Genomic DNA, 16,727 nt, shown 5'->3' with positions numbered 1-16,727 from the left:
CGTCGCGATGCGCCGCGCGGGCGGCGCTCGATCTGATAGGCGCTGCAACGCTAACGTCGAACACCTTGAAAAACCTCAGCCAAGATACCTGCAAGGACCTTTATCGCTTCAACCAACTTGCTCGAATCGCCGCCGCCTCACGAACAGGCCCACGCCCACCCCCGTGGCAAGCACCGACAGCAATCCCAGGTCCAACCCGAAGGAACGGGCCTGGCTGACAACGATGCAACCAACGACACCGACCACCGCCAGCGCCACCCCGAGCCACTTGCGCAGCGAGTAAGGCCTGAGAAACCGATCCAACAGGCCGTAAAGCACCAGGGCGATGACCGCATAGGTAATTTCGGACACAGGCGTCTCCCTCAGGTCTTGATGATCAGGGTCGAGGTGGTGTGCTGCGGCCCGATGCCGCCATTGACCTGCGCCTCGATGCTGACCAGTACATCGCCGGCATGGTAGGTGGGCAGGATGTCATTGGCATAGGCACGCACCCCAGCGCCCACCGGCACGCCAACATAGGGCGATGCTACAGAACTCGCGGCGGCGGCGAACGCCGAGGCGGCAAGGTTGGCGACCTTGGTGCGCTGGGCATTGAGGGTATCGCCCTGCTGGCGGGTCAAAGGCTTGGAGATACCGATCTTCATCACGCAGGGCAGCCCCTTGGCCAGCATCCTGTCGTAGGTCTCGACGACCTTGCTGTTGACCTCGTAATGGGCGCTTCTCGCCTCACCGAAATGCAGCTCGCGCAGGCGTCCGCGCTCACTGTCGGTCAGGGTGATCTGCGAGACGTTGAAGACGATCCCGTGATTGCCCATGTATTGAAAAGTCCCTTCGAACTTCATTGCACGCATCCTTTCGAGGCAAAGGGTGCGATTCTCTACAAGGCGCGGCAGGTACGCAAACGGTGGCATTTGGCTATGCCAGCCTGCTGCCCTGTTGCGAGTAGTCCATTTCCGAATCGCGCATCCAGGCCCGCCGAAGCATTGCCGCTGACCAGGTAGCGCTCTAGTCTCTCCTCATCGCGGCCTCATCGACAGCACTATCAAGAACATTGCAGATGCCCCACAAGCCGTATGGATGATGCCCGAAAGCATCGAAGACCATGGACGAGCAGAGCGTGGTGCCTCAGGCGCTATTCGAAGCGGAGGGCTAGATGCCTCATAACGATATGCCAGACAGGCAGCTGCAGGAGCCCTGGGCCAACTATTTTCAACGGCTCTATGCAGCAGGCATGAGCCTGGGTAGACATGACTCGCCAGTAAAAAGGATGGGTACCGCAACCATGAATGACCTGCCCCGTGACGAACTCAACGCCAAGCTCGAGACCATCGAGATCAAGATGGACGCTCGGGTAGAAGCCATCGCGTCGAAAATCGATGGTTTTCTCGTTGCCCAGAGTGAGCGCGAAAAGCGCCTGGACGACTCGATCGCAGGTGTGCGCCGCGACATTGATCGATTGGGGAGTCTGAAGCTGAATATCTGGGGAGCCATGCTTACCGCTGTTGCGCTGGGTGTAACGGTGGCGGCTCTGAGCGTGACGTTCTATCAAACAGGTAAAGGCGACATCGCCTTCCCGCCCCTGTCATCACTCGCGATAGAGGCCCCCAGCTCAGTTCACATCGCTGCCGACGAGTAAAGGCAAACCGCTCCATCTGCCCTAAAACTGCCCTCATGCGCCCCCCCTGAAACGACAAAGCCCCCGAAAACTCAACGTTTTCGGGGGCTTCGGCTACTTCGCGTATGGCGGAGAGATAGGGATTTGAACCCTAGGTACTGTTGCCAGTACAACGGATTTCGAATCCGTCCCGTTCGACCACTCCGGCATCTCTCCAATGGCGCGCATCATACCAGCGATTTCGTTTCTGGCAAACCTTTTTTGAAAAAAATTCGCGTGGTATCAGGCGCTTGCGTGAACGCGCCGCTTACAGCGGCACGCCCAGGCGTTTGGCAACTTCTTCGTAGGCTTCGATCACGTCACCCAGACCCTGGCGGAAGCGGTCCTTGTCCATCTTCTTGCGGGTCTCTTTGTCCCACAGGCGGCAGCCGTCCGGGCTGAATTCGTCGCCCAGAACGATCTGGCCGTGGAACACGCCGAACTCCAGCTTGAAGTCGACCAGCAGCAGGCCTGCGTCGTCGAACAGCTTGCTCAGCACTTCGTTGACCTTCAGCGACAGCTTCTTCATCTCGACCAGTTGCTCGGCGGTGCCCCAGCCGAAGGCGACAACGTGGGATTCGTTGATGAACGGATCACCCTTCTCGTCGTTCTTCAGGAATAGCTCGAAGGTGGACGGCTCCAGCTTGATGCCCTCCTCCACGCCCAGGCGCTTGACCAGGCTGCCGGCGGCGTAGTTACGCACCACGCACTCGACCGGGATCATGTCGAGTTTCTTCACCAGGCACTCGTTGTCGCCCAGCAGCTTGTCGAACTGAGTCGGCACGCCGGCTTCTTCGAGCTTCTGCATGATGAAGGCATTGAACTTGTTGTTCACCATGCCCTTGCGGTCGAGTTGTTCGATGCGCTTGCCGTCGAACGCCGAGGTGTCGTTACGGAACAGCAGGATCAAGCGGTCGGCGTCGTCGGTCTGGTAAACCGATTTGGCCTTGCCGCGGTAGAGTTCGTCGCGTTTTTCCATGATGGGCTCCGCTTGCTTGAGTGGGTGGGCTAGGCGATTTGGCGCCAGTCGAGCCCATGTTCCTGATTCGCCACCTGGAGCCAGTCCGGATCGCACCCGAGGGCGTCGACGAAGCACTGGCGGGCCAGATGTGGCAGGTTGTTCTTGCTGCTGAGGTGGGCCAGCACCAGGTGCTGCAGGTTCTGCCAGCCCAACTCGGCCACCAGGCTCGCGGCCTGGTGGTTGTTCAAATGTCCCTGGCTGCCGCCGACCCGCAGCTTTAGAAAATGCGGGTAATGCCCACGGGCCAGCAGGTCGCGGCAGTGGTTGGCCTCGATCAGCAGGGCATCGAGCCCCTGATAGCGCTCCAACAGCCGGGCGTCGTAGCTGCCCAGGTCGGTGAGCATGCCGAAACGTCGACGACCATCGCTGATCACGTACTGCAGCGGCTCGTAGGCATCATGCTCGACCCGTGCCGCGCTGACCTTGAGATCGCCGATCTGCAACACATCGCCACAACCGAGAAAACCGGCCACCTCGACCGGCTTGCGCATGCCGCGCAATGTGCCCTGGCTGAGGTAGACCGGTACATTGTAGCGGCGCGAGAGCAACCCCACCCCATGCACGTGGTCGGCATGTTCGTGGGTCACCAGCACCGCGCTCAGTTGCGCGGCCGACACCCCGAGCAGCGCCAGGCGCCGCTCGGTCTCGCGCAGGGAAAAGCCGCAGTCGACCAGGATGAAGGTTTCACCACTGGCGATGAGCGTGCCGTTTCCCTGGCTACCGCTTCCTAGAACCGCGAAGCGCACTTAGCCCAGGTGGTCCTGGATCGCGCTCAGCACGCGGCGGGCGACATCGGCCGGGGCCACGGTGTTGATGTTCTTCTCGACGGTCACCTGGACGTTGTCGCCGACCTTGCTCAGGCGCACCTGGTAGCGCTCGGCACGGGCTTCACGCTCTTCCTTGCTCGGCTCGCTGCCGAACAGGCGGCTGAAGAAGCCAGGCTCCTTCTGCTTGTCGTCAGGCTTCTCGGACAGGTTGATGTAATACAGGCCCAGGCTGCGGTTGATGTCCTCGACACGCCACTCGCCCTGTTCCAGGGCGCGGCCGACGCCGGACCAGGCGCGGTCCAGGTCCGAACCCAGGAACAGCACCGGGTTGCCGCTGCCGTCCTCGCTCAGGCTGACCTGGCTCGGGGCATCGAAGTCGCGCGCGGCCAGCAGCGAGACCGAACCGCCCTTCTCGGCGCTGCGGTTCATGCTGGCAAGCATTTCGTCGACCAGCAGGGCGTCGGTGCCGGTGTTGCTGGAGGCGGACGGGAAGTCAGGCTCGGCAGTGCTGCCGGCCGGACGCTCGACGCTGACCACATACACCTCGGAGGTGTTGCGCTGCACGCCGGGCTCCATGCGCACCCGCACACGGACTTCGCTGTCCGGGCTGCTGGAGGTGCTGGCCAGGCGCTGGCCGAGGGAGGCCGACAGCTCGTCGAAACGCTGCCAGGTGGTGTTGAATTCGCCAGTCTGCGGACGTTCTTCGGCAATGCGGAAACCGTTGTCCTCGAAGAACTGGCGAGTCACCGGCCAGACTTCGGCGGGCGAGCGCTGGGCCAGCACCCAACGGCTGTTGCCGCTGCGCTGCAGGCTGAAATCGCTGATGCCGGCGGTGGCCGACAGCGGCTGTGGACGGGGTACCTCGAACTCGCCGGTGGCGCGATCATCGGCCACGTTGCGCGGGATCGGCAGCAGCGGATCCAGGCGCTTGACGTTGCTGGCGTCCGGCGGCAGCTGCATCGGCGCGGTCGGTTGCGCCTGCAGGTAGTCGCTGCCACGGTCGCGGAAATAGCCATCCTCGCCCCACAGCCAGCCGCACCCGCTGGTGCTGGAGATGATCAGGGCGAGAGCGGAAAGACCAGCCAGTCGCTTCATGCGGTGTACTTCCTCGATTAAACCAGTACGCCGGACTGGCGCAAGGCAGTACGGACTTTTTCGTGACAGCCTTCGCTCAGCCAGGTCAGTGGCAGGCGAATGCCCTGCTGCATCAGGCCCATTTGCACCAGCGCCCATTTCACCGGAATCGGGTTGGCTTCGCAGAACAGGTCTTTGTGCAGCGGCATGAGTTTTTCGTTGATCGCGCGGGCCTTCTCGGCATTGCCCTCAAGGGCGGCCTCGCACAGGTCGGCCATTTCGCGCGGGGCGACGTTGGCGGTGACGGAGATGTTGCCCTTGCCGCCCATCAGGATCAGCTCGACGGCGGTCGGATCGTCGCCGGACAGGACGATGAAGTCCTTGTCGACGCCGTCCAGGATGGCCTTGGCACGGACCAGGTCGCCGGTGGCTTCCTTGATGCCGATGATGTTCTTGACCTTCGACAGACGGATCACGGTGTCGGCCTGCATGTCGCAGGAGGTGCGGCCGGGCACGTTGTAGAGGATCTGCGGGATGTCGACGGCTTCGGCGATGTGCTTGAAGTGCTGGTACAGGCCTTCCTGGGTCGGCTTGTTGTAGTACGGGACCACCAGCAGGCAGGCGTCGGCGCCGGCATTCTTGGCGTTCTTGGTCAGGTGCACGGCTTCGGCAGTGGAGTTGGCACCGGTACCGGCGATCACCGGGATCCGCTTCTTGCTGTGCTTGACCCGCTCGACCACGTGCTTGATGACCAGGATGTGTTCTTCGACATCCAGCGTGGCGGACTCGCCGGTGGTGCCGACAGCTACGATCGCGTGGGTGCCGTTTTCCAGGTGGAAGTCTACAAGCTTGTCGAGGCTGTCCCAGTCCAGACGCCCTTGTGCATCCATGGGAGTGACCAATGCCACCATACTGCCCGCAATCATGTAACTGCTCCTGCCGGAAAAAGAGAGCGGTAATGGTACTGGCGCCATCGGCCTTGCACAAGCGAAGCAGGCGGGCGGAGCATTCCCCTTCGCGCCGCTTTTCGCTACCCTTGATCCTTTGATCGGTGCAGCACGGCCCGCCGGGCCGTCGACAGTGCTCCCGGCCTGCGTCCACAGCCGCCAAAACCGGCCCGGGCCCTGCTGAAAAAGGAGGCTTTGCCCCCGTCCTGCATCGACCGCTCATCGCTTTAGGAATGCTGCATGTCCACCCCCACCGTTCGCGAACAATTCCTCGTCATCAGCGCCCTGGGCCCCAACCCCATGGAGCTGGCCAACGTTCTCAGCCGCGCGGCCTTCGACAACCGCTGTGCGGTGGTCACCTCGCGCCTGTCGCGCCACGGCGAGACCAGCGCCCTGGTGCTGCAGGTCGGCGGCAGCTGGGATGCCCTGGCCCGCCTCGAAGCCACCCTGCCGGGCCTGGGCAAGAAGCACGGCCTGACCCTGGACGTGGTGCGCAGCGCCGATCAGGAAGTGCGCCCGCAGGCCCTGCCCTACGTGGCCTACGTCAGCGCCGCCTATCGCCCGGACATCATCAACGAGCTGTGCCAGTTCTTCCTCGACCACCGCGTCGAGCTCGAAGCGATGACCTGCGACACCTACCTCGCGCCGCAAACCGGCAGCAGCATGCTCAACGCCCAGTTCACCGTGATCCTGCCGGCCGGCACCCAGATCAGCTGGCTGCGCGACCAGTTCCTCGACTTCGCCGACGCTCTGAACCTGGACGCGCTGATCGAACCGTGGCGCCCACAGAACCCCATGTAAGGAAACCCCCATGGCCGTAGCACTCGACCAACCCGTCGCCGATTTCCAGGTCCAGGCCACCAGCGGCCAGACCGTCAGCCTGGCTGACCTGAAGGGCCAGCAGGTGGTGCTGTACTTCTACCCCAAGGACAGCACCCCGGGCTGCACCACCGAGGGCCAGGGATTCCGCGACCAGCACGCGGCGTTCCAGGCGGCCAACACCGTGGTGTTCGGCGTGTCGCGCGATGGCATCAAGTCGCACGAAAACTTCAAGGCCAAGCAGGCGTTTCCCTTCGAGCTGATCAGCGACAAGGACGAGGCGCTGTGCCAACTGTTCGACGTGATCAAGCTGAAGAAGCTGTACGGCAAGGAATACCTGGGCGTGGACCGCAGCACCTTCCTGATCGACAAGGACGGTGTGCTGCGCCAGGAATGGCGCGGGGTGAAGGTACCGGGGCATGTGGATGCGGTGTTGGCGGCCGCGCAGAATCTCGATAAGGCTTGAGATCTTGAGGGCGCTTTGCGCCCTATCGCGGCACAAGGCCGCTCCTACAGGAATCGCGTTCCCCTGTAGGAGCGGCCTTGTGCCGCGATAGGGCTGCAAAGCAGCCCCAGACCTACAACATCGGCGCCACAGACCTGTCCTGCCGCGGCCACGCGTCCAACACTGCCTTGAACAGCGTCGCCAGCGGGATCGCGAAGAAGATCCCCCAGAACCCCCACAGCCCGCCGAAAAGCAGCACCGCGCAGATGATCGCCACCGGGTGCAGGCTCACCGCCTCGGAGAACAGCAGCGGCACCAGCACGTTGCCATCGAGCGCCTGGATGATTGCGTACACCGCCATCAGGTAGATGAACTGGTCGCCCCAGCCCCACTGGAACAGCGCGATCAGCGTCACCGGCACCGTCACCACCACCGCGCCGACATAGGGCACCACCACCGACAGGCCCACCAGCAGCGCCAGCAAGGCGGCATAGTTCAGGCCCAGGCTGATGAAGGCGATATAGGTGGCGATCCCGCAAATCAGGATCTCGATGCCCTTGCCGCGGATATAGTTGGCGATCTGCCGGTTCATCTCATCGCCCACCCGGTTGAGCAGCGTGCGCTCACGCGGCAGATAGCCGCTGACCCAGCGCCCGATCAGTTCGCGGTCCTTGAGGAAGAAGAACACCAGGATCGGCACCAGCACCAGGTAGATCATGGCGTTGACCAGCAACGGCAGGCTCGACAGCGAGAAGGTCAGCGCCCATTGGCCGAACTTGCCGATCTCGCCGCGCACCGATTCGATGGCGCGCAGCACCTGCTCGTCCGACACCAGGTGCGGATAGCGCTCGGGCAGCAGCAGCAACAGCGACTGCCACTTGCCGAGCATCCCCGGCAGTTCGTTGAACAGGGTGATCAGCTGATGCCAGAGCAGCGGCACCAGCACCAGCATGAACACCGCCAGGGCGCCCATGAACAGGGCGAACACCATCCAGACCGCCAGCCTGGAGGGCACCCTCAAACGCTCCAGGGCATTGACCAGCCCCTGCATGAGGAACGCCAGGACCATGCCCGCCAGCACTGGCGCAAGCATGCCGCCCAGGGTCAGCACCACGGTGAAGGCCAGGAACAGCAGGACCGCCAGCACCACGGCCTCCTCGTCGGAGAAGTAGCGCTGCATCCAGTCGCGAAGCACTTTGAACATTGACGATCCTTGGGAAAGACTCAGGCCTTGCGCAGCCAGTAGGTGTACACGCCGGCCTCGGCCGTTTCGTGCAGCAGCGTATGACCGGCCAGCTGGGCGAAAGTGCGGAAGTCGCGCTGGGAGCCGCCGTCGGTGGCGATCACCTTGAGCACCGCGCCACTGGCCAGGCGATTGAGTTCCATCTTGGCCTTGAGCAGCGGCAACGGGCAGTTCAGCCCGCTGGCGTCAAGCTCGGCGTCGCTGGTCGGGGTGTCACTCATCGGGCGCGTCTCCGGGGTATGGACAGAAAGGTCTGGTAGGATACCGCCACTGGTCGGCATCGCGCGACCCGGCTACAGTAAGGCTTTTGACCGACGCGAGCTTCTGCATGAATCTACTGCGCCCTACCCTGTTGACGCTGGCCTGCCTGATGGCCCTTCCCGGCCACGCTGACGACCTGCCGTCACTGGGCGACGCCAGCTCCGCGATCGTCTCGCCGCAACAGGAACACCAGCTCGGTCGCGCCTGGCTGAGCCTGTTGCGCGGCCAAGTCAACCAGCTGAACGACCCGCAGCTCAAGGACTTCGTCGAGACCAGCGTGTACAAACTGGCCGAGACCAGCCAGCTGCAGGACCGGCGCCTGGAGTTCATCCTCATCGACAGCAAGGAACTCAACGCCTTCGCCGCGCCCGGCGGCATCGTCGGGGTCAACGGCGGTCTGTTCCTCAATGCGCAGACCGAAGGCGAGTATGCTTCGGTGCTGGCTCACGAACTGGCGCACTTGTCGCAGCGCCACTTCGCCCGTGGCGTCGAAGCCCAGCAGCGCATGCAGTTGCCCATGATGGCCGCGCTGCTTGCCGGTATCGTCCTGGCCGCCGGCGGTGGCGGCGATGCCGGCATCGGTGTGATTGCCGGCACCCAGGCGGCGGCGATCCAGGAGCAGCGGCGCTTCTCCCGACAGAACGAACAGGAAGCCGACCGTATTGGTATCCAGAACCTGGAAAAGGCCGGTTACGACCCACGCAACATGCCCAGCATGTTCGAACGCCTGGCGCGCCAGTACCGCTATGACGCCAAGCCGCCTGAATTCCTCCTTACCCACCCGGTGACCGAGTCGCGGGTAGCCGATACCCGTAACCGTGCCGAGCAGGCGCCCAAGGGGGGCGTCGAGGACAGCCTGCGTTACCAGCTGATTCGTGCACGGGTACAGCTCACCTATGAAGGCACCCCGGGCCTGGCCGCCAAGCGCTTCCGCGCCCAGCTCGACGAGAATCCCCAGATGGACGCCGCGCGCTATGGCCTGGCGCTGGCACAGATCAAGGGTGGCCAGCTCAACGAAGCGCGGGAGAACCTCAAGCCGCTGCTGGCCAAGGCGCCCAACGACATTACCTACAACCTCGCGCAGATCGACCTGGACATCACCAACAACCGCCTGGCCGACGCTCAGCAACGCGCCCAGCGCATGCAGGCGCTGTACCCGGCCAACTATCCGTTGAAACAGGTGCGCGCCGACCTGCTGATCAAGCAGAACAAGCCGGCCGAGGCGGAGAAGGTGCTGGACGACCTGGTCAAGAACCGCCCGGACGACCCGGACGTGTGGTACGACGTCGCCGAAGTGCGAGGGCTGTCGGGCAACACCATCGGCCTGCACCGCGCCCGCGCCGAGTACTTCACCCTGGTTGGCGACTTCGACCAGGCGATCCAGCAGCTCGACTACGCCAAGCGCCGCTCGGGCAGCAACTTCCCGCTGGCCTCGCAGATCGACCAGCGCCAGCGCGAGATCATGGAGCAGCAGCGGATGGTCAAGGAGATGATGGGCCGCTAGGCGTCAGAACCGATAACCCTGTAGGAGCGGCCTTGCGCCGCGAAAGGGCCGCAGAGCGGCCCCTGTTTTTTGCGTGACCCTGAACATCCTGGGGCCGCTCTGCGGCCCTTTCGCGGCGCAAGGCCGCTCCTACAAGGTGATGTCAGGCGTTGCCTGATAACTTCAACCGCGCCGCCTGGGTGAAGTCGAGCATGCGGTTCAGCGGCTTGATCGCCTTGGGAATCAGCGCAGGCTCGACGAAGATCTCGTTACTGCCCTTGCGCAGGCAGTCGAGCGTGCGTTCCAGGGTGTTCATCGCCATCCACGGGCAATGCGCGCAGCTGCGGCAGGCCGCGCCGTTGCCGGCGGTCGGCGCCTCGACGAATTCCTTGTCCGGACACAGCTGCTGCATCTTGTAGAAGATGCCGCGGTCGGTGGCGACGATGAAGGTCTTGTTCGGCAGGGTCTGCGCCGCCTTGATCAGCTGGCTGGTGGAACCCACCGCGTCGGCCAGTTCGATCACCGCTTCCGGCGACTCCGGGTGAACCAGGATCGCCGCGTCCGGGTACAGCGCCTTCATGTCGGCCAGCTGGCGCGACTTGAACTCTTCGTGAACGATGCAGGCACCGTCCCACAGCAGCATGTCGGCCCCGGTCTGCTTCTGGATATAGCGGCCCAGGTGCTGGTCCGGCCCCCAGATGATGGTCTCGCCGTTGTCCATCAGGCTTTCGACGATCTCCAGGGCGCAGCTGGAGGTCACCACCCAGTCGGCCCGTGCTTTCACCGCCGCGGAAGTGTTGGCGTAAACCACCACGGTGCGCTCGGGATGCTGGTCGCAGAAATCCGAGAACTCCTTGACCGGGCAGCCCAGGTCGAGGGAGCAGGTCGCCTCCAGGGTGGGCATCAACACACGTTTTTCCGGGGTGAGGATCTTCGCGGTTTCGCCCATGAAACGTACACCCGCCACCACCACGGTCTGCGCCGGGTGGTTCTTGCCGAAACGCGCCATCTCCAGCGAGTCGGACACGCAGCCGCCGGTTTCCTCGGCCAGGGCCTGGATCACCGGGTCGCAATAGTAGTGGGCCACCAGCACGGCGTTCTGCTTTTTCAGCTCGGCGGCGATGGCCGCACGGTACTCGGCCTCCTGCGCGGGCGTCAGCGGGTTGGGCTGCTTGGCATCGAGGTGGGCCTGGACCAACAGGCGTTCGGAAATCTGGGTCATGATCGCTGGACCTGCGGGGCGCTTGAGCGCGTCAGTCGAGTGTATCACCCGGCCCTGGCAGATCGGCTAATGGTGCCGGACGGCCAGCGTCTCGGCCCCTCTGCGGGCGCGGATTCTTATCGGACGCGAAGGCTACAGGCAATCGGAGGGATGCAAAAGGGGTTTTTGCGTTGGCCGCCCCAATGCAGTCGCGGGGCAAGCCCGCTCCCACGAAGCCATCCAGTTCATGGCGACTTCGTGGGAGCGGGCTTGCCCCGCGAAAGGGACCGCGAGCCAGCGATCAGCCCTGCGGCTGGAGTGCCGCCAGGTGGCCGCTGATCAGCATGGCGAACTCTTCGACGGTCATCTTCTTGCCGTTGAAGTCGACCATGCCGTCGGCGTATTGCAGGCTCGACACCACATCACTGCCCTGCACCGTGGCCATGCCGCTCTGCAGCGCCATCATGCCGACCATCTCACCGGCCTGGCTGGACTGCTGGGCGATGGCCTGGGCATCGGTCTCGCCCTCGAGCAGCGCCTGCAAGGTGGCCAGGTCGGCGACCATCGGCTTGGAAACGCTGAGCTTGGCCTTCAGTTGCGTCAGCAGCTGCTTGCCCAACTGGTCAGGCGGCAGGTCGAACGAGCTCGGGCTGGCAAAATCCATCGCCAGATTGAAGTGGCTCTCGCCATTGGCGGTCTTGAACGCCAGCTTCTCCACCGCCACCTGCGGCTTGGCCACCAGCAGCTTCTGCAGGTCGCCCTGGACCTTGGCCTGCTCCTCGGGGCTCATTTCCAGCGCTGGAGCCTCGCCATCAGCGGCGGCCTGCTGCATCTGCGGCAGCTGGGTCTGGTACCACTCCATCAGCGCCTGCATGGCCGGAATGTCGATGGACTTCATGGTCAGGACCATCTCTGCGCTGCCCACCTTGCGGCCGGCGTAGCTGATGTCGTCGACCTTGTATTCCAGGCGCCCGGCCAGCTTGTCCTTGGCCTCGCCCTCGGCGTTGTACAAGTTGTTCTGCTGCAGGCCCTTGAGCACCAGCACTTCCTGCTTCGGCCCGAAGGTCACCTGGGTGTCGGCCAGGGCCAGGTCGAAGTTGCCGACATAGACCATGTCGTGGGCGGTCTCAGTGAGCTTGCCACCGGCCTTGAAGCCGTTGAGCAGGATCTTCACCGGCGCCTGCTGCTCGTCGACGAAGTTCAGCTCGAGGTGCTCGGCGCTGCTGTGGATCTCCACTGCCTTGCCTTCGCGGTCGCCGCGCAGCGCGAGCTGCAGGCCGGAGAAGTCCAGGACATTGCCGCCGTCCTCTTTGAGCGTGACTGGCGCCAGGCGGATGTCGCTGTCGACGCTGCCGCCATAGCCGAGGCTGACCTGGGCGGTGACCGGCGGCTTGTCGCCGGCGGCGGCGAACCAACCGCTGGTGAAGTCATCCTTGTCCAGCGTGCTGTTGCTGGTGGCCATGACCGGCATCAGCTTGAAGGCCTTGACCCGCGACCAGGGGAACGGGCCGTGCTCGATCTGGTCGGTCACGCCCACCTGGAAGTTCAATGCCTCGGCTTCGCCGAGCTGCACGTTCTCGGCCTTCAGGCGGTAGTGCGCGGTGCTGGTGAAGAAGTGCTGGTCCAGCGAGACCAGCTCGATGGTCATGCTGCCGCCGTTGCCGGCCAGGGCTTTCTTCAGCTCTTCGTTGCCGCGGGCGACGGAACGCTCCAGCTCCGCGGGCAACTGCTTGCCGGTGTACCAGGCGCCAGTGGTGGTTGCGACGGCGATGGCCACGGCCAGACCGGAAAGGATGCCTACTGATTTCTTCATGAATAGAACCGATTGCTGTCCATAAGGAGGTCGTTTGAGCGGTCCACGGAAACGAGGCCGCGCGCAGATGGCAAGAATACCATTGGCACCCGGCCCACGCGGTAATGCGTGAGGCATTTTGTGTGTCGACGCACAGCCGGGCACTTGGTTTGCCAAAGAAAAATTGTCAATTTTTACGAACATCAAAATCGACTTACGATCTGCTCAATCGGCCAAAAGCAATGCATAACGGCCAAATAAACCGATTCACCTTCCATACACTTGGCACTCTGTCATGTTTAACTTGACACTCAAACGACCATCGTTGTTTATTTCGCGCACCCCGCAGCTCCAACATAAAAGGTGAACAACATGGAGCCCATCCGCTCGACCTTGTCGTGCCCGTCATACGCCGTGCCCGTTGTTTCGATCAAGGAGCAGCGCCCGCATGCAGCCTGACCACAGCGCCCCCGGCAACGCCCAATTCCGCAAGTCCCTGCGTCTCTGGCATGTGGTGATCATCGGCCTGGCCTACCTCACCCCGATGACCGTGTTCGACACCTTCGGCATCGTCTCCGGCATCACCGCCGGGCACGTGCCCAGCGCCTACCTCCTGGCCCTGGCCGGTATCCTGTTCACCGCCGTGAGCTACGGCACCCTGGTGCGGCGCTTCCCGCAATCGGGCTCGGCCTATACCTACACCCAGCGCGCCATCAACCCGCACGTGGGCTTCCTGGTGGGCTGGTCGTCGCTGCTGGACTACCTGCTGCTGCCCATGGTCAACGCGCTGCTGGCCAAGCTCTACCTCTCGGCGATGTTCCCCGAGGTAGCGGCCTGGGTGTGGGTGGCCGGTTTCGTCACCCTGATCAGCCTGATCAACATGCGCAGCGTCAACCTGGTGGCGCACTTCAACCTGTTGTTCGTCGCCGTGCAGGTGGCGATCATCGGTGTATTCATCTACCTGTGCTGGCGTGGCCTGGACCACGGCGAAGGGCTGGGCACCGCCTGGAGCCTGGTGCCGTTCGCCGACGACCAGACCCAGTTCGCCGCCCTGGCCGCCGGCGCGACCATCCTGTGCTTCTCGTTCCTGGGCTTCGACGCGGTGACCTGCCTGTCGGAAGAGACCCGCGACCCGGGCAAGACCATCCCCCGGGCGATCTTCCTCACCGCGCTGATCGGCGGCGTGGTGTTCATCGGCGTGTCCTACTTCATCCAGGCCTACTTCCCGACCATGGCGCGCTTCCATGACCAGGAAGCGGCCCTGCCGGAAATCGCCCTGTACGTCGGCGGCAAGCTGTTCCAATCGGTGTTCATCGCATGCACGGTGATCAACACCATCGCCTCGGGCCTGGCCTCGCAGACCAGCGTGTCGCGCCTGCTATACGTGATGGGCCGCGACAACGTGATCCCGGCCGGGGTATTCGCCCGCCTGCACCCGCGCTACAAGACCCCGGTGCTGAACATTGCCGTGGTCGGCCTGATCTCGCTGTCGGCGATCTTCTTCGACCTGGTCACCGCCACCTCGGTGATCAACTTCGGCGCGCTGGTGGCCTTCAGCTTCGTCAACCTGTCGGTGATCAACCATTGCTACATCCGCGAGGGCCGGAACAAGGGCCTGACGAACAACCTCAAGTATCTGGTGGCGCCGACGATAGGCTTCTGCATCATCGTCTCGCTGTGGCTGGACCTGAACGAACACTCGTTGTTGTTCGGCGGTGTCTGGGCCCTGCTTGGCGTGCTCTACCTGGCCTGGCTGACCAAGGCCTTCAGGGTAGCGCCACCGAACTGCATCGCCGACTGACCCCGCCGACGCCCGCCTGACCGCGGGCGTCCTGTTTGCCCGAGAAGGAAAAGCCCATGTTGCTGCGCCGTCTCTCCATCCAGTGGAAGATCACCCTGCTTGCCGGCCTGTGCCTGCTGGCCATCGTCGCCCTGCTGGTGGCCACTTCGCTCACCCAGGCCCGACGCAGCGCCGAGCAGGTGTTCCAGGCCAACACCGAGCTGCTCGACCACAGCGCCCGTCTGCGCCTGCAGGCCCACGGCGAGACCCAGGCCCTGCGAATCCAGCGCTATTTCATGGACGCCTACCAGTACGGCAACGGCTTCGCCCGCCTGGTGCAGGCACTCAAGGCCCGTGGCGGCGCCGACCTGCGCACGGAACTCAGCCGCGAGGCCCGTGCCGCCCTGGCTGGCAACGCCGACCTGATCGGCCTGTATCTGGTGTTCCAGCCCAATGCCCTGGACCAGCAGGACGCCCGCTTCGTCGGCCAGGTCGACAACGCCAGCAACGACAGCGGCCGCTTCTCCCTGTACTGGTCGCAGCCCGGCACCGGCAACCTCGAGGTGGAGGCGATGCCCGAGTCGATGCTCGCCGACACCAGCATCGGCGCCAACGGTTCGCCCTACAACCGCTGGCTGACCTGCCCGCTGGAGACCGCCAAGGCCTGTGTGCTCGACCCGTACTTCGACGAGGTCAACGGCCACCAGGTGCTGATGACCAGCATCGCCCTGCCGCTGCTGGAAAACGGCAAGGTGGTGGGCGTGGTCGGCCTGGACATCGGCCTGGACAATCTGCAGCAACTGAGCCTGGCCGGCCGCCAGGAGCTGTTCGATGGCCAGGGCCAGGTCAGCATCGTCAGCCCTTCGGGCCTGCTCGCCGGCCACAGCCAGGACGCCAGCCAGCTGAGCAAGACCGTGCAGCAGGCCTTCGGCGCCAGCGCCACCGCCCTGGCCGACTCGCTGCGCGCCGGGCAGGCGGTCGAGCGTCTGGACGGCGGCACCATGCGCATTTCCCGGCCTTTCGCCCCGATCCCCGGCGCGGCGCCGTGGCAGGTCCTGCTCGAGCTGCCCGAACAGGTGCTGCAGGCCCCCGCCGTCGCCCTCAACCAACGCCTGGACAGCCAGAACCAGAGCGCCAACCTGGTCAGCCTGCTGATCGGCCTGGGCGCTGCCGTGCTGGGGCTGCTGCTGGTGTGGCTGACCGCCCGTGGCGTGACCCGGCCGATCCTGGCCGTGGCCGCGCGCCTGAAGGACATTGCCAGTGGCGAAGGCGACCTGACCCGACGCCTGGACTATGCCCGCAACGACGAACTGGGCCAGCTGACCGGCTGGTTCAACCGTTTCCTCGACAAGCTCCAGCCGGTGATCGCCCAGCTCAAGGGCTCCTTGCAGGAGGCCCGCGGCACCGCCGACCAGTCGGCGCTGATCGCCAGCCAGACCAGTGACGGCATGCAGCAACAGCACCGCGAGATCGAGCAGGTGGCCACCGCCGCCAACGAGATGAGCGCCACGGCCCACGACGTCGCCCACAATGCCGCCCAGGCGGCACAAGCGGCGCGCGGCGCCGACCAGGCGACCCGTGATGGCCTGGCACGGGTGGCCGCCACTCGCGAGGCGATCGGCGAGCTGGCCGGCGGCATGAACGCGGCCATGGACGAGGCCCGCGCCCTGGAAAGCCGTGGCGAGCAGATCGGCTCGGTGCTCGAGGTGATTCGCGCCATCGCCGAGCAGACCAACCTGCTGGCGCTCAACGCCGCCATCGAGGCCGCCCGCGCCGGTGAAGCCGGGCGTGGTTTCGCGGTGGTCGCTGACGAGGTGCGCAACCTGGCCCAGCGTACGCAGGTCTCGGTGGAGGAGATCCGCCAGGTGATCGAGGGGTTGCAACAAGGTACCCAGGACGTGGTCGGCGCGATGCACGCCGGCCAGCGTCAGGCCCAGGACAGCGCCGCGCAGATGGAGCAGACGTTGCCGGCGCTGCAGCGGATCGGCGAGGCGGTGGCGGTGATCACCGACATGAACCTGCAGATCGCCTCGGCGGCCGAGGAACAGAGCGCCGTGGCCGAGGAGGTCAACCGTAACGTGGCGGGGATACGTGATGTGACCGAGTCGTTGGCAGGTCAGGCCGACGAATCGGCGCGGATCAGCCAGGCACTGAACCGTTTGGCCAACCAGCAGCAGGTATTGATGGAGCAGTTCCGAGTGTAGCCGTTGGTTGATCTTGATCTTGATCTTGATCGCAAG

Annotated in this window: 16 protein-coding genes and 1 tRNA gene; 6 read left to right on the top strand and 11 right to left on the bottom strand. The window is 64.3% G+C overall.

Annotated elements, in window-relative coordinates; genetic code table 11:
• Positions 1–108: 108 nt before the first annotated feature.
• A complete protein-coding gene (locus tag NMG10_RS25215) occupies positions 109–351 on the bottom strand; it encodes a hypothetical protein (protein WP_186715498.1) in 243 nt (80 codons plus the stop codon).
• Between the two features lie 11 nt (positions 352–362).
• Positions 363–842 carry a hypothetical protein gene (locus tag NMG10_RS25210; RefSeq protein WP_186715496.1) on the bottom strand — a complete coding sequence of 160 codons (480 nt, stop codon included), beginning with the start codon at positions 840–842 and terminating at the stop codon, positions 363–365.
• A gap of 440 nt (positions 843–1,282) precedes the next feature.
• Here NMG10_RS25210 and NMG10_RS25205 point away from each other — a divergent pair, with 440 nt between their 5' ends.
• Positions 1,283–1,636, top strand: coding sequence for a hypothetical protein (locus NMG10_RS25205; RefSeq protein ID WP_254465327.1), 354 nt, complete (start codon positions 1,283–1,285; stop codon positions 1,634–1,636).
• A gap of 105 nt (positions 1,637–1,741) precedes the next feature.
• Here NMG10_RS25205 and NMG10_RS25200 read toward each other — a convergent pair.
• The 5 genes from NMG10_RS25200 to dapA all read right to left on the bottom strand — a co-directional run bounded on the left by NMG10_RS25200 (position 1,742) and on the right by dapA (position 5,442).
• Positions 1,742–1,831: transfer RNA gene (locus NMG10_RS25200), tRNA-Ser, on the bottom strand.
• A 91-nt stretch (positions 1,832–1,922) separates the two neighbouring features.
• Positions 1,923–2,633: a phosphoribosylaminoimidazolesuccinocarboxamide synthase gene (purC, locus tag NMG10_RS25195; protein ID WP_016392503.1), complete on the bottom strand. Its 711-nt coding sequence runs from the start codon at positions 2,631–2,633 to the stop codon at positions 1,923–1,925.
• A gap of 29 nt (positions 2,634–2,662) precedes the next feature.
• Complete coding sequence (locus NMG10_RS25190) at positions 2,663–3,421, bottom strand: MBL fold metallo-hydrolase (RefSeq protein WP_232857174.1); 759 nt, start codon at positions 3,419–3,421, stop codon at positions 2,663–2,665.
• Positions 3,422–4,537 (bottom strand): outer membrane protein assembly factor BamC, encoded by a 1,116-nt coding sequence (gene bamC, locus NMG10_RS25185; protein WP_232857173.1) that lies wholly within the window; start codon positions 4,535–4,537, stop codon positions 3,422–3,424.
• A gap of 17 nt (positions 4,538–4,554) precedes the next feature.
• Positions 4,555–5,442, bottom strand: a complete 888-nt coding sequence (gene dapA / locus NMG10_RS25180) for a 4-hydroxy-tetrahydrodipicolinate synthase (RefSeq protein WP_203651288.1) — start codon at positions 5,440–5,442, stop codon at positions 4,555–4,557.
• 261 nt (positions 5,443–5,703) lie between these two features.
• Between dapA and NMG10_RS25175 the strand changes: the two genes are divergently transcribed.
• The gene (locus NMG10_RS25175; protein WP_028692994.1) at positions 5,704–6,264 is read left to right on the top strand and encodes a glycine cleavage system protein R; all 561 of its coding nucleotides are present in this window, start codon (positions 5,704–5,706) and stop codon (positions 6,262–6,264) included.
• A gap of 10 nt (positions 6,265–6,274) precedes the next feature.
• Positions 6,275–6,748: a peroxiredoxin gene (locus tag NMG10_RS25170; protein WP_232857172.1), complete on the top strand. Its 474-nt coding sequence runs from the start codon at positions 6,275–6,277 to the stop codon at positions 6,746–6,748.
• Between the two features lie 112 nt (positions 6,749–6,860).
• Here the strand turns inward: NMG10_RS25170 and NMG10_RS25165 are convergent, their stop codons facing one another.
• Both NMG10_RS25165 and NMG10_RS25160 read right to left on the bottom strand, forming a co-directional pair.
• Entirely contained in the window at positions 6,861–7,931 is a 1,071-nt protein-coding gene (locus tag NMG10_RS25165; RefSeq protein ID WP_232857170.1) for an AI-2E family transporter, read from the bottom strand.
• Positions 7,932–7,951: 20 nt separating this feature from the next.
• Positions 7,952–8,191, bottom strand: coding sequence for a sulfurtransferase TusA family protein (locus NMG10_RS25160; protein ID WP_028692991.1), 240 nt, complete (start codon positions 8,189–8,191; stop codon positions 7,952–7,954).
• Positions 8,192–8,298: 107 nt separating this feature from the next.
• On the opposite strand from NMG10_RS25160, the gene NMG10_RS25155 reads away from it, so the two are divergent.
• Positions 8,299–9,735 (top strand): M48 family metalloprotease, encoded by a 1,437-nt coding sequence (locus tag NMG10_RS25155; protein ID WP_203651283.1) that lies wholly within the window; start codon positions 8,299–8,301, stop codon positions 9,733–9,735.
• A 142-nt stretch (positions 9,736–9,877) separates the two neighbouring features.
• On the opposite strand, the gene nadA is transcribed toward NMG10_RS25155, so the two are convergent.
• The gene (gene nadA, locus NMG10_RS25150; RefSeq protein WP_203651281.1) at positions 9,878–10,936 is read right to left on the bottom strand and encodes a quinolinate synthase NadA; all 1,059 of its coding nucleotides are present in this window, start codon (positions 10,934–10,936) and stop codon (positions 9,878–9,880) included.
• Positions 10,937–11,216: 280 nt separating this feature from the next.
• On the bottom strand, positions 11,217–12,728 hold the full coding sequence (locus NMG10_RS25145; protein WP_232857168.1) for a YdgA family protein: 1,512 nt from the start codon (positions 12,726–12,728) through the stop codon (positions 11,217–11,219).
• A gap of 427 nt (positions 12,729–13,155) precedes the next feature.
• Here NMG10_RS25145 and NMG10_RS25140 point away from each other — a divergent pair, with 427 nt between their 5' ends.
• Positions 13,156–14,508 carry an APC family permease gene (locus NMG10_RS25140; RefSeq protein ID WP_232857167.1) on the top strand — a complete coding sequence of 451 codons (1,353 nt, stop codon included), beginning with the start codon at positions 13,156–13,158 and terminating at the stop codon, positions 14,506–14,508.
• Between the two features lie 56 nt (positions 14,509–14,564).
• Positions 14,565–16,691 carry a methyl-accepting chemotaxis protein gene (locus NMG10_RS25135; protein WP_232857166.1) on the top strand — a complete coding sequence of 709 codons (2,127 nt, stop codon included), beginning with the start codon at positions 14,565–14,567 and terminating at the stop codon, positions 16,689–16,691.
• Positions 16,692–16,727: the final 36 nt, after the last annotated feature.

The organism is Pseudomonas sp. DVZ6 (assembly GCF_024259445.1).
Lineage (GTDB): Bacteria > Pseudomonadota > Gammaproteobacteria > Pseudomonadales > Pseudomonadaceae > Aquipseudomonas > Aquipseudomonas peradeniyensis.
Note: the sequence above shows the minus strand (reverse complement) of the source record. Positions and strands in the feature narration are given on the sequence as shown.

Excerpts from the sequence above, each read along its gene's own strand:
- bamC (WP_232857173.1), bottom strand. The coding sequence starts at position 4,537 with ATGAAGCGACTGGCTGGTCTTTCCGCTCTCGCCCTGATCATCTCCAGC.
- NMG10_RS25165 (WP_232857170.1), bottom strand. The coding sequence starts at position 7,931 with ATGTTCAAAGTGCTTCGCGACTGGATGCAGCGCTACTTCTCCGACGAG.
- NMG10_RS25205 (WP_254465327.1), top strand. The coding sequence starts at position 1,283 with ATGAATGACCTGCCCCGTGACGAACTCAACGCCAAGCTCGAGACCATC.
- NMG10_RS25155 (WP_203651283.1), top strand. The coding sequence starts at position 8,299 with ATGAATCTACTGCGCCCTACCCTGTTGACGCTGGCCTGCCTGATGGCC.
- NMG10_RS25145 (WP_232857168.1), bottom strand. The coding sequence starts at position 12,728 with ATGAAGAAATCAGTAGGCATCCTTTCCGGTCTGGCCGTGGCCATCGCC.
- NMG10_RS25175 (WP_028692994.1), top strand. The coding sequence starts at position 5,704 with ATGTCCACCCCCACCGTTCGCGAACAATTCCTCGTCATCAGCGCCCTG.
- NMG10_RS25170 (WP_232857172.1), top strand. The coding sequence starts at position 6,275 with ATGGCCGTAGCACTCGACCAACCCGTCGCCGATTTCCAGGTCCAGGCC.
- nadA (WP_203651281.1), bottom strand. The coding sequence starts at position 10,936 with ATGACCCAGATTTCCGAACGCCTGTTGGTCCAGGCCCACCTCGATGCC.
- NMG10_RS25160 (WP_028692991.1), bottom strand. The coding sequence starts at position 8,191 with ATGAGTGACACCCCGACCAGCGACGCCGAGCTTGACGCCAGCGGGCTG.
- NMG10_RS25135 (WP_232857166.1), top strand. The coding sequence starts at position 14,565 with ATGTTGCTGCGCCGTCTCTCCATCCAGTGGAAGATCACCCTGCTTGCC.
- NMG10_RS25140 (WP_232857167.1), top strand. The coding sequence starts at position 13,156 with ATGCAGCCTGACCACAGCGCCCCCGGCAACGCCCAATTCCGCAAGTCC.
- dapA (WP_203651288.1), bottom strand. The coding sequence starts at position 5,442 with ATGATTGCGGGCAGTATGGTGGCATTGGTCACTCCCATGGATGCACAA.
- purC (WP_016392503.1), bottom strand. The coding sequence starts at position 2,633 with ATGGAAAAACGCGACGAACTCTACCGCGGCAAGGCCAAATCGGTTTAC.
- NMG10_RS25210 (WP_186715496.1), bottom strand. The coding sequence starts at position 842 with ATGAAGTTCGAAGGGACTTTTCAATACATGGGCAATCACGGGATCGTC.